The organism is Aminobacterium sp. UBA4908 (assembly GCF_002398115.1).
Classification (GTDB): Bacteria; Synergistota; Synergistia; order Synergistales; family Aminobacteriaceae; genus Aminobacterium; species Aminobacterium mobile.
Genome location: NZ_DHCG01000007.1, coordinates 231,904 through 244,106 on the forward strand (window position 1 = coordinate 231,904; position 12,203 = coordinate 244,106).

General features: G+C 46.0%; 6 protein-coding genes. All 6 read left to right on the forward strand.

All coding sequences use genetic code 11. From position 1 onward, the window contains the following. Positions 1-71 precede the first annotated feature (71 nt). The 6 genes from rpoB (at position 72) to fusA (ending at position 12,151) form a co-directional block, all read left to right on the forward strand. Positions 72-3,680 (forward strand): DNA-directed RNA polymerase subunit beta, encoded by a 3,609-nt coding sequence (gene rpoB / locus B4J50_RS07540; RefSeq protein ID WP_286845839.1) that lies wholly within the window; start codon positions 72-74, stop codon positions 3,678-3,680. Beyond that, positions 3,681-8,705: a DNA-directed RNA polymerase subunit beta' gene (rpoC, locus tag B4J50_RS07545; protein ID WP_286845837.1), complete on the forward strand. Its 5,025-nt coding sequence runs from the start codon at positions 3,681-3,683 to the stop codon at positions 8,703-8,705. Between the two features lie 141 nt (positions 8,706-8,846). Beyond that, positions 8,847-9,107 carry an RNA methyltransferase substrate-binding domain-containing protein gene (locus B4J50_RS07550; RefSeq protein ID WP_286845835.1) on the forward strand — a complete coding sequence of 87 codons (261 nt, stop codon included), beginning with the start codon at positions 8,847-8,849 and terminating at the stop codon, positions 9,105-9,107. Positions 9,108-9,148: 41 nt separating this feature from the next. Then, entirely contained in the window at positions 9,149-9,520 is a 372-nt protein-coding gene (gene rpsL / locus B4J50_RS07555; RefSeq protein ID WP_024822574.1) for a 30S ribosomal protein S12, read from the forward strand. A 42-nt stretch (positions 9,521-9,562) separates the two neighbouring features. After that, on the forward strand, positions 9,563-10,033 hold the full coding sequence (gene rpsG, locus B4J50_RS07560; protein ID WP_024822573.1) for a 30S ribosomal protein S7: 471 nt from the start codon (positions 9,563-9,565) through the stop codon (positions 10,031-10,033). 63 nt (positions 10,034-10,096) lie between these two features. Continuing rightward, positions 10,097-12,151 (forward strand): elongation factor G, encoded by a 2,055-nt coding sequence (gene fusA, locus B4J50_RS07565; RefSeq protein WP_286846115.1) that lies wholly within the window; start codon positions 10,097-10,099, stop codon positions 12,149-12,151. Positions 12,152-12,203: the final 52 nt, after the last annotated feature.

The window sequence follows — 12,203 nt, forward strand, 5'->3', positions numbered from 1 at the left end:
CCCTTTTTGTTATCTTTGTTCTTCGTTAACATATTTTCCCCCATATCTTTTACAGGGAGGTCATTAGGCGCATGGCCGAGTTTGTTCCCGTGGGCAGAATGCGGCAGAGGTTGACTTTCGGTCGTGCCAGGGATCTTGTAGAGATACCTGACATGATAGAAGTCCAACGCAATTCTTATGACTGGTTTTACCAGAGGGATTGTGATCCGGACTCCAGAAAGTTGCAAGGACTGGAAGAACTTTTGAATGAAGTTTTTCCTATTGAGAGTTATGACGGGGCTTTCGCTCTCGAGTTTATTCATTATTTCATTGATGTCCCTTCGGGAGATGAGGAAGAAGCTCGTCAAAGAGACCTCACGTGGTCCCAGCCCATACGTGCTACTATTCGCTTAGTTAATAGGAAAACCAAGGAGATTAAAGAAGAAGAAATATTCCTTGGTGATTTCCCTATTATGACGAAACGTGGCACCTTTATCATTAATGGGACGGAGCGAGTGGTGGTTAATCAACTTGCACGTTCAGCTGGTGTTTATTTTCATAAGGAAGAGCAGATCCCTGGGCAGGAATCCTATTCAGCGAAGATTATTCCTGATAGAGGAGCATGGCTTGAGTTTAATCTCAGCCCAGGAGATGTGTTGTCTGTCAATATCGATAACAGGAAAAAACTTCCTGCTACTATTTTATTGAAAGCTTTTGGTGTTTCAAACAATCAGGAAATTCTCGATATGTTTGGCGCCGAAGCTGAAGAGATTGACCTGACAGAAGAGGAAACGAAAGGTCGTCTTGTGGCAGAAACTGTTCTTGATGGCGATGGAAATGAGATAGTGGCAAAGAATAGCCGGCTCACCAAAGAGCATGTTGAAAAACTTTGGGATCTTGGCCGCACCAAGATACATGTTTGGGCGGTGGATCCGGCTATCGCTGCAACGTTGGAGCGAGATAGCACGTCCAATAGTGATGAGGCTGTGTTAGAAATGTTCCGTCGTCTTCGACCCAACGAGCCGGCACGAGTGGAAAATGCTAGAGAATATGTCTACAGTCTTTTCTTCGATACAAGACGTTATAACTTGGGGAGAGTGGGCCGGTATAAGATGAATAGACGGCTTGACCTCAATATCCCTGAAGATAATCGTCTTTTGACTTTGGAAGATTTGCGTAAAATTATTCAAGGGGTAATCAACCTTCGAAATCCGGAAGTTAGTGATGATGATATTGACCATCTTGGCAACCGCCGAGTCCGTTCAGTGGGAGAATTGCTTCAGAACCAGATTCGTATCGGTTTGCTTCGCATGGAAAGAATAGCTAAAGAGAGGATGACGACTATTCCAGATCTCGAAGCGGCCATGGCTCGAGACCTTATCAACGTTCGTCCTATTGCTGCGGCAATTCGAGAATTTTTTGGTTCTGGCCAGCTTTCTCAATTTATGGATCAGACTAACCCCTTGGCAGAGGTCACCCATCGTCGTCGTCTTTCAGCTCTTGGACCGGGTGGTTTGAGCAGAGAACGAGCCGGATTTGAGGCTCGTGACGTTCATCATACTCACTATGGACGAGTATGTCCTATCGAAACTCCGGAAGGGCCTAATATCGGTCTTGTTACGTCACTTGCAACCTATGCACGTGTAAATGAATACGGCTTCCTCATGACGCCACGCAGAAAAGTAGTGGATGGGAAGGTCATGAATGAGATTGTCTATCTTTCTGCTGATGAAGAAGACGACATGTATATTGGGCGAGCTAATACTTTTATTGACGAGGATGGTTATCTTGAAAAAGAATGCCACACTCGCTATAGAGGTGACATAGAGCTCGTCCCCAGAGAAATGGTAGATTACCTAGACGTGTCTCCCAAGCAGATAGTGTCGGTTTCAACAGCTTTGATACCTTTTCTGGAGCATGATGACGCAAATAGAGCTCTGATGGGATCGAACATGCAACGTCAGGCTGTTCCTTTAATCCAGCCTGAAGCTCCAGTAGTAGGTACTGGAATGGAGCATCGTATTGCTAAAGATTCTGGCTCTTGTGTCGTTACTGATGTAGACGGCGAAGTCGTGTATGTTGATGCAGATAAAGTTGAGATACGGACGAAAAAAGGGCTTCAGATCTACCCTCTAGTGAAGTTCCGTCGTTCGAATCAGGGCACAATTATTCATCAGCGTCCTTCTGTTTACAAAGGCGAAATGGTTAAGAAGGGCGATATTATAGCTGATGGGCAATCGGTAGACAATGGAGAGCTAGCTTTAGGGCGGAATGTTCTTGTAGCATTCCTTCCATGGGAAGGGTACAACTATGAGGATGCTATTCTTTTAAGTGAGCGCTTGGTAAAAGAAGACTTTTATACGTCTATCCATATAGAAGAATATGAAATTGAGGCCCGGGATACCAAATTAGGGCCTGAAGAGATCACTCGCGACATTCCTAACGTAGGCGAAGACATGTTGAAGAACCTTGACGAATACGGCATTGTGCGGGTGGGAGCTGAGGTCAACGCTGGAGATATACTAGTAGGTAAGGTCACGCCTAAGGGTGAATCAGACCAGTCCCCAGAAGAGAAACTGTTGAGGGCTATTTTTGGAGAGAAAGCACGTGAAGTACGCGATACATCGCTAAAAGTTCCTCATGGAGCGAGAGGAAAAATTGTTGCTGTCAAGCGCATGACTCGAGAAAATAACCCAGATGCTTTAAGCCCTGGCGTAAGTGAAGTTGTCAAAATATATGTTGCACAGCTTAGAAAGATTACCGTGGGAGACAAAATGGCTGGTCGCCACGGCAACAAGGGCGTGGTTTCAAAAGTCCTGCCTATAGAGGATATGCCGTATCTTCCCGATGGTACTCCTTGCGATATTGTGCTGAACCCTTTAGGTGTTCCTAGCCGAATGAACCTTGGTCAGGTTTTAGAAACTATCATGGGGTTTGTTGCAGTACATAATGGCTGGCAGGTAGCTACACCTGTCTTTGAGGGCGCTCAGGAAGATGAAATTTTTGAGCAGTTGGAAAAACTGAACAAAGAGAAATATCCTGATCTCACGTCAGACGGAATGATTACCTTGTACGATGGCCGTACGGGAGAACCCATGGAGAAGAAGGTTACCGTAGGGTACATGTATATGCTCAAACTGATTCACCTCGTAGATGATAAGATTCATGCCCGTTCTATAGGGCCTTACAGTTTAATTACACAGCAGCCTCTTGGAGGGAAGGCCCAGTTCGGTGGGCAGCGTTTCGGAGAAATGGAGGTTTGGGCTCTTGAAGGGTACGGAGCAGCCCATATCTTACAAGAAATGCTTACTGTGAAATCAGACGACATCAGAGGTCGCTTGAAAACCTATGAAAAAATAGTTAAGGGGCAAAATCTAGCAAGGCCGGGAGTCCCTGAAAGCTTCCGAGTACTTGTAAAAGAGTTGCAAGGCCTCGTTCTTGATGTGGAGATAAAGTACAGCGATGGAACAATTGGCGAGCTGATTATGGACGAAGAAGATGAGGAAGGGGCCAGCCGTCGTAGTGTCGTAGCAGTTCCTGAAGTTAAAGAAAAAGCGGTAGAAAAACCTGTTGAAGAAGAAAACGTAGTGGAAGAGGAACAGAAAGAAATAGAAAGCGCGGAAGAACAGGTGATCGAAAACATGCTTTTTGAAGGCGTGTTCGAAGATCGTAACGACGACCCAGAGGGGGCTGAAGAATAGATGAGCCAGAAAGAAATAGTTGGGGTCCGCATTAAGCTGGCTAGCCCGGAACGGATCAGAGAGCTTTCCAGTGGCGAGGTAAAAAAACCTGAGACAATCAACTATCGAACCCTTCGCCCAGAAAAAGATGGACTCTTTTGTGAGCGTATCTTTGGGCCTACCAAAAGCTACGAGTGTGCTTGCGGCAAATATAAGCGAAGCGGGCCTAAGTTCAAGGGGATCGTCTGTGATCGTTGCGGAGTAGAAGTGACCGATAATCGCGTTCGTCGCGAGAGGATGGGCCATATAGAACTGGCTGCACCTGTCGTTCATATTTGGTACCTCAGGGGAATTCCCAGTCGTTTGAGCCTTCTCCTTGGAACGAGCACGAAAGATTTAGAGAAGGTCGTATACTTTGCTCCGACTCGCAAGCGAGAACCAGCTTATAAGATAGTTATGGAGGGCCGGCGTCCGGACTTGGCCAAACGTGGGGATGTCATTGCGGAGAGTGAGGTTAAAATTCACTCTTATTACGATTCCAAGATTAAGGCAGAAGAGGCATATCGAATTGTAAGTGTCGATGATATTCCGGTTAATGTGGGAGATGTACTTACTGCTCAGCAAGTATCGAGGTATAAGACGGAATATGGTGATAGCCTTTTCAAAGTAGAGCCCGCCTTTGAATTCGTGACAGTGCCAGAAGGGCTGGAATTTACTCCTGGCGATGTGGCTTCTGCGTCTGAGCTGGATCGACTTGAAAAGCTTGGTCTTGAGTTTGAGACCAAGAGAGCCATAGTGAACAATCAGGAAACTTTTGTCGTAACAGCGGCAGCGAAGCTTCCCTTCGCAAAGGGAGATATTGTGTCGTCCACAGAGTTTCAGATGTTCCACGAAAAATATCCTGGTCGTTTCATGGCTCAGGTTGAGACTGTTACCATAGAAGATCCTTGCTATATCGTTATAGATAAGGGGTCCTCTCCTTTTGACCCTGCAGACATTATTATGGAGAGAGAGCAGCACTTATGCGCAGCATATGATAAAAAATTTAATGCAGGCATAGGAGCTGAAGGTGTGAGAAGCCTTCTGAGCAAGATAGACCTCGATTTTCTGTGCGCTACTCTCAGAGAAGACGTTTCGGAGAGCACAGGACAGAAAAAGAGGAAGCTTATTAAAAGATTGCAGGTAGCGGAAGATTTCAGGAGAAGCCATTCCCATGTGGAATCCATGGTCTTAGAGGTATTGCCTGTTATCCCTCCAGATTTGCGACCTATGGTCCAGCTTGATGGTGGTCGATTTGCTACGTCAGATTTGAATGATTTGTATCGCCGAGTCATTAACAGAAATAATCGACTTCGCAAGTTACAAGAGCTACGAGCTCCTGAGATTATCATTCGGAATGAAAAACGAATGCTTCAGGAGTCAGTGGATGCTCTTATAGACAATGGTCGAATGGGGAAGGCAGTTCTTGGCGCAGGGAATAGACCTCTGAAGAGCTTAACGGATCTTTTAAGAGGTAAAAAGGGTCGGTTCCGACAGAACCTTCTCGGTAAGCGAGTCGACTATTCGGGGCGTTCCGTTATTGTTATAGGCCCGCAGCTCAAAATATATCAGTGCGGGTTGCCGAAACAGATGGCTCTCGAGCTCTTTAAGCCTTTTGTAATCAGACAATTGGTCGAGCGAAACCTAGCTCCGAATGTGAAAAGTGCTAAACGATTAATTGAACGAGGACGAGAGGAAATTTGGGGGATTCTGGAAGAAATTATCAAGGATCATCCCGTACTCTTGAATCGTGCCCCAACACTGCATCGTCTCGGGATTCAGGCCTTTGAGCCTGTGCTGATGGAAGGGAAAGCTATTCGTCTCCATCCTCTTGTCTGCACAGCTTTTAACGCAGACTTTGATGGAGACCAGATGGCTGTCCATGTGCCTCTTTCTCTTGAGGCTCAGGCAGAAGCTCGGCTTCTGATGCTTTCTGCCAACAACTTGCTTTCCCCAGCAAGCGGTCGTCCTATAGTGACGCCTACCCAGGATATTATCCTCGGTATTTACTATCTTACTGATCTGCGAGATGGTTTGAAGGGTGAGGGCGATTATTTCTCTAATATAGAAGATGTTCTTGTCGCATTGAACCATAAAGTAGTTCATCTGAATGCGAAGATTCGGCTAAAGAAAGATCCTGCTTGGAACGTAGAAAGTGAGGATGATCGGTGGATAGAGACTTCACCTGGTCGAGCACTTTTTAATAGCATTCTTCCAGAGAAACTCCGCTTCATGAATAAGCAATTTGGTAAAAAAGCCATAGGAAAGCTTATAGACGAGGCCTACGATGTTATTTCTAGGTCGGAACTCGTTAGAATGCTCGATGGCATTAAATCTTTAGGTTACCATTGGTCTACGGTGAGTGGAATAAGCTTTGGAGTAAAATCCATTATTATTCCGCCGGAGAAAGAGGAAATTACTCGAGAGGCGGCTGAAGAAGACGAGGAATTAATGTCTGAATATGAGATGGGCATTCTGACTCAAGAAGAGTACCTCTTCCGTAAAGAGATACTTTGGTCAGATGCTGCTCGAAGAATCTCTGACAGTATCCTTGACAATATGGCTCACGAGAACCCCATCCGCATGATGGTAGATTCTGGAGCTCGTGGTAGTAAGAGCCAGATGGGACAGATGGCTGGCATACGAGGACTGATGTCTGATCCGTCGGGACGAATTATTGACTATCCTATTACAGCTAACTTCCGTGAGGGTATGAACATGTTGGAGTATTTTATTTCCACTCACGGAGCACGAAAGGGATTGGCTGATACAGCTCTTCGTACGGCAAAGTCTGGATACCTCACACGCAGATTGGTAGATGTAGCTCAGGATATTATAGTAACTGACCATGATTGTGGAACTAATAAGGGTATTGAGATTCATCCTTTGCTCCAAGATGGCAAGGTCATGATTTCTCTTGCTGAGAGAATCATAGGACGAACTGCCCTATATGATATCTATCATCCTGAGACTGGAGAGCTTCTTGTAGAAGCTGGAGAATTGATTTGGCCTCAGACTGCTGAAACCATAGATAAGCTCGGCATCTCTTCCGTTTGGGTACGAAGTCCCTTAACGTGTACGTTGAAGCGTGGAGTGTGTCAGAAGTGTTATGGAATGGATCTGGCTACACGTTCTGGCGTTGCGGTGGGAGAGGCTGTAGGCGTTGTGGCCGCTCAATCTATAGGAGAACCTGGAACACAGCTTACCATGAGAACCTTCCATACTGGCGGTGTTCGTATGACGGGAGAAGATATTACTCAGGGTCTTCCCAGAATTGAGCAACTCTTTGAAGTTCGTCGACCCAAGAAGGTCGCTTTCCTCGCTGGCGTTGACGGCAGAGTCTCTGAAATTCGTGAGATGGAAGGGAAACGGAAGGTCATTATCACGAGCAATGAGCCAGGGAAGGAAGAGAAGGTTACATATAACATACCTTCATCTCAGCATTTGCTTGTAGAAGAAGGTCAGGAAGTCAATCGTACCGACCATTTAACGGAGGGGAACGTGGATCCTCAGCAACTCTTGGAAGTGGAAGGTATAGAAGCGGTACAGCGCAGTCTTGTTGATGAAATACAAGGTGTTTATCGATCCCAAGGAGTCTCTATCAATAACAAACATATTGAGGTTATATTGAGAAAAGTAGCTCCTGTCAATAGAGTACGAGTTGTTGAAGAGGGAGATACCTCTTTTGTTGCAGGCGATCTCGTATGGGTTGATGATATAGAGCAAGAAAACGGGGCTATTCGCAAAGAGAATGAGAAGAACATTATGGAGGCCACTCGTATCTTCTCAGGAAGAGTTGTAAAAAATATTGTTGCGCAACGAACAAACGACACTATAGCTCAGTATACGAATGCTCCGTTAACAGAGGAAGCGATTCGTACCCTCCTTCGTCCTGGATATCAAATATCTGAAATGAGCCTGGAAGAAGAGGGAGGGCAGGATCTGGTTCTTGTTATAGGGGAAGCTGCTTTCCGTAAGCGGATGGAGGGGCTGGAGTTGATTCGACCCTTCAAGTCTGAAGATGGGAAAGAAATTTTGGCAGGTACTGTTTTGACAGCAGGGCAGCTTGGAATTATTACAACTGGAGACCCCGTAGCTATTTGCGTCCGAGATAAGGGAGCTATCGAGAAGCTTATCGACGGTGCTTATCTGGCAACAGATATAGTTGTAGATGGCGAAGTTCTTGCTCAGGGTGATCGAGCTTTCGCTCAAGATGTGGCCGATGTCTGCCTTAAATATGACGTACCGTCAATAAAAACATGGCATACAGTAGAGCGCATCTCAGTACTTGACGCTCTACAGGAGCGGTTAATGGATAAAATCTGGGGACGTCCTTTGAGTCAGGCTATTGATTATGAAGGGAATGCACTCTCAGATGTGGCTCAACTCGTAGACGCTCGGATTATTAGAGGGCTGGTAGATGCAGAAATATCTGCAGTGGATCTCGAGGGGGAAATTCTTACTCGAGAAAAAGTATTGCTAGAGCTTCTTAATGACCTTGTCTACGGGAAAGTACTTCTTGAACCTGTCTTTGATAAGAAAGGGCAGCTCGTTATGGACAGTGGTCAGGAAATTAACCGGGCTATGATTGACCTTTTAGTACAATCTGAGGCGGAGGAATTTGTTGTTCGCCCCATCTCTGCTCGTTCTGACGAAAAACGATTGATATGGAATGTTACTTTTGTTCGTAAGCTTAGAGAAGGTCCAAAGTGCAAGCCTTTTGTTCACGGTATTACGAAGGCTGCCTTAGCTACAGATAGTTTCTTGAGTGCCGCTTCCTTCCAGCAGACAGCTCAGGTTTTGGCAGGTGCGGCAGTAAAGGGGGACTTGGATCCTCTGGAAGGACTCAAAGAAAATGTTATCATTGGACATCTGATACCTGCAGGAACAGGGGTAGAATGGTTTAAGGAAGTAGAAGTAGCCCCATTAGGAAAAGAAATAAAAACAGAACAACAAGCTCCGGAAACGGGAGAGTCTGAAGTAAGCCAGAACTCAAAAGAAGCATAATGTAACAGATAAGTGTTCGTTTATACCTTCATAAAAATGTTACATATGCAGTAATATAAGAGCCCGGAGATATTAGTCCTTGACATTACTCCGGGCTCTTTGTTATTATTCCTTGGTGCTTTCTGCACAGGAGGGTTTTTTATGCCTTTAAGCGAGTTGGCTACCAATTTAAGAATTGTGGGCGAACGGGAAGTGCGTAGAACCCTTCAAGCCAGACGCTTGAAAAAGCTTTTCGTTGCGCAAGATGCAGACCTAGGAAGAATAAAAGATATTTTGAAAGACGCAGAAGATCAAGGAATTTCTGTGGAGTGGGTGGAAGAAAAAATTCGGTTAGGTCGTGCATGTGCCATTAGCCGAGGGGCGTCAGTTGCTGGAATTGCCAGTTCTAAAGCAGAAAATTAACTAGAACTGGAAAGCATAAATAGGTGGAAGGAGGGAGTCTTGTGCCAACAATAAATCAGCTAGTTCGTCGTGGGCGTTCGGAAAAGCCAAAGAAGAGTGACTCTCCTGCACTGCAGGGGAATCCTGCTCGGCGTGGAGTTTGCACTCGAGTGTATACTGTTACGCCTAAGAAGCCGAACTCTGCTTTGAGGAAAGTTGCTCGTGTTCGTCTCACAAACGGGATTGAGGTGACGTCCTATATTCCGGGAATTGGGCATAATCTTCAGGAGCACTCCGTAGTCCTTGTTCGTGGAGGTCGAGTGAAGGACCTGCCTGGTGTGCGATATCACATCGTTCGGGGAACGCTTGACTGTGGTGGCGTAGAAAACCGTAAGAGAGGACGTTCTAAGTACGGAGCCAGAAGGCCCAAGTAGTATACTTAGCTTAGGCTAAGAAAGTAAGGAGGGATTGTCACCATGCCGCGAAAGGGGCATGTTAAGAAGCGCCAAGCACTAGCCGACAGTATGTTTGGAAGTGTTGCTGTAGCGAAGTTTGTAAGTAGTTTGATGAGGGGCGGCAAGAGAAGTGTTGCCGAAAAAACGTTTTATCGAGCCCTTGAAATTGCTGGAGAACGACTAGATGTAGAGCCTTTTGAAGTCTTTCAGAAGGCCATGGATAATGTGAAGCCGCTTGTAGAAGTACGAGCTCGTCGAGTAGGTGGAGCGACCTATCAGGTTCCTGTGGAAGTTCCTGCTGAAAGAGCCGAGGTTTTAGCTACGCGGTGGATCGTTTCTTTTGCTCGTTCTAAAAAAGGGATGCCCATGGCCGAGCGTCTCGCAAGAGAACTCGTTGATGCCTATAAGGGCGAAGGTAGCTCCATTAAGAAAAGAGAAGACACTCATAAAATGGCGGAAGCTAACCGTGCCTTTGCTCATTATCGCTGGTAATGCGCTGCGTCCCGAGTTTGATTAATTTTTTCTAGCTTGGTGGTGAAGTACGTGCAAACAAATATGGAAATGAAAAAAATTAGGAATATCGGAATTGCCGCTCATATTGATGCGGGCAAGACGACGACCACTGAGCGTATCCTGTTCTACACTGGACGTAGCTACAAAATTGGCGAGGTTCATGAGGGTGCTGCCACCATGGACTGGATGGAGCAGGAGCGCGAACGGGGGATTACCATTTCCTCCGCTGCTACAACGTGTATGTGGCGTGATTGTTTTATCAATATAATTGATACGCCCGGCCACGTGGACTTCACTGTTGAAGTGGAGCGCTCGATGCGTGTCCTCGACGGTGCTGTTGCTGTTTTTTGTGCCGTGGGAGGAGTTGAGCCCCAGTCTGAAACGGTGTGGCGTCAGGCTGATAAGTATCATGTTCCACGTATCGCTTTTGTTAATAAAATGGATCGCGTTGGGGCGGATTTTGGACAGGTAGTTAAAGATATCCATGAGCGCCTTGGCGTACGATCCGTTCCTCTTCAGCTTCCTATAGGAGCGGAAGATCGTTTTTCCGGTATTATCGATTTGGTACGGATGAAAGCGGTCTTCTATAGGGATGATATGGGGACAAATCCTGTTATGGGTGACGTCCCTGCCGAGATGTTAGATGAGGCTAAGGCTGCGAGAGATGGAATGATAGAGACTCTGGCAGATTTTGACGAATCTATAATGGAGCTTTATTTGAACGGTCAGGATGTACCTGAAGACCTTATTCGTAAGGCTATTCGAACTAACACCATCGCTCTTAAAATCGTTCCTGTCATGTGTGGTAGTGCCTTCAAGAATAAGGGTGTTCAGCTTCTTCTCGACGCAGTGGTCGATTATTTGCCGAGCCCTATAGATCTTCCTCCAATTGAGGGGTTTGACCCCAAAACAGAAGAGGTTCTTGAAAGGCATAGCGATGTAAACGAGCCCTTGACAGCATTAGCCTTTAAGATTATGGTCGACCCATTTGTAGGAAGGCTTATCTTCACTCGAATTTATTCGGGAAAAATTGAAAAGGGAACGACTATTTATAACCCTGTAACCAAATCCCGTGAGCGTATTGGTAGAATCCTTCGGATGCATGCCAATAAGAGAGAAGAGCTTGACGAAGCGTGCGCCGGTATGATTGTTGCTCTGCCAGGATTGAAAGCCACTCGTACGGGAGATACTCTTTGCGACGAGGCTAAGCCTATAGTCCTTGAGTCTCTTCAGTTTCCAGAGCCGGTTATTTCTCTTGCAGTGGAGCCTGAAACCAAAAACGATAAGATCAAACTTACAAAGGGACTTGTTTCTTTGGCTGAAGAAGATCCTACGTTCAGGGTTCGTACCGATGAAGAGACGGGGCAAACTGTTATTTCAGGCATGGGCGAACTCCATCTTGAAATTATTGTCGACCGCCTGAAGAGAGAATTTGGCGTCGATGTTAAGGTTGGTCGGCCTCAGGTTTCCTATCGTGAAGCCATTAAAAAAGCTTCAAGAGCGGAAGGCCGCTTTATTAAGCAGACAGGTGGCCGAGGGCAGTATGGACATGTTGTTTTTGAAATGGAGCCATTGGCAGATGGCAAGGGCTTTGTCTTCGAAGATAAAATTGTCGGTGGAGTTGTTCCTAAGGAATACATATCTGCTGTCCAAAAGGGTCTAGAGGAAGCCGTCAACAACGGTGTTCTTGGTGGATTCCCTGTTATTGGCGTAAAAGTGGCCTTAGTAGACGGAAGTTACCATGAAGTAGACAGCTCTGAAATGGCCTTTAAGATAGCGGCTTCCATGGGTTTCAAAGAAGCTATGAGGAAAGCTGGTCCTGTCCTTATGGAGCCCATTATGTTTGTGGAGGTAGTTACTCCAGAAGATTATGTGGGTGATGTAATAGGGGACATTTCTTCTCGTCGAGGACGTATCGAGGGTATGGAGATGAAAGCGAATGCTAGAGTCATTCGTTCCTACGTTCCTCTTTCTGAGATGTTTGGTTACGCGACAGATCTTCGAAGCAAGACTTCTGGCCGTGCCACTTACTCAATGCAGTTTGATCATTATGAGCAGGTACCCGCAGAGATAGCGGAAAAACTTTTGAAAGCTTAATAAGTCTTTCAGGGAGGGAGCATAAAAAATGGCAAAAGAGAAATTTGAAAGA

Coding starts and splice junctions, on each gene's coding strand:
- rpoC (WP_286845837.1), top strand. CDS start 3,681: ATGAGCCAGAAAGAAATAGTTGGGGTCCGCATTAAGCTGGCTAGCCCG.
- fusA (WP_286846115.1), top strand. CDS start 10,097: ATGGAAATGAAAAAAATTAGGAATATCGGAATTGCCGCTCATATTGAT.
- rpsG (WP_024822573.1), top strand. CDS start 9,563: ATGCCGCGAAAGGGGCATGTTAAGAAGCGCCAAGCACTAGCCGACAGT.
- B4J50_RS07550 (WP_286845835.1), top strand. CDS start 8,847: ATGCCTTTAAGCGAGTTGGCTACCAATTTAAGAATTGTGGGCGAACGG.
- rpoB (WP_286845839.1), top strand. CDS start 72: ATGGCCGAGTTTGTTCCCGTGGGCAGAATGCGGCAGAGGTTGACTTTC.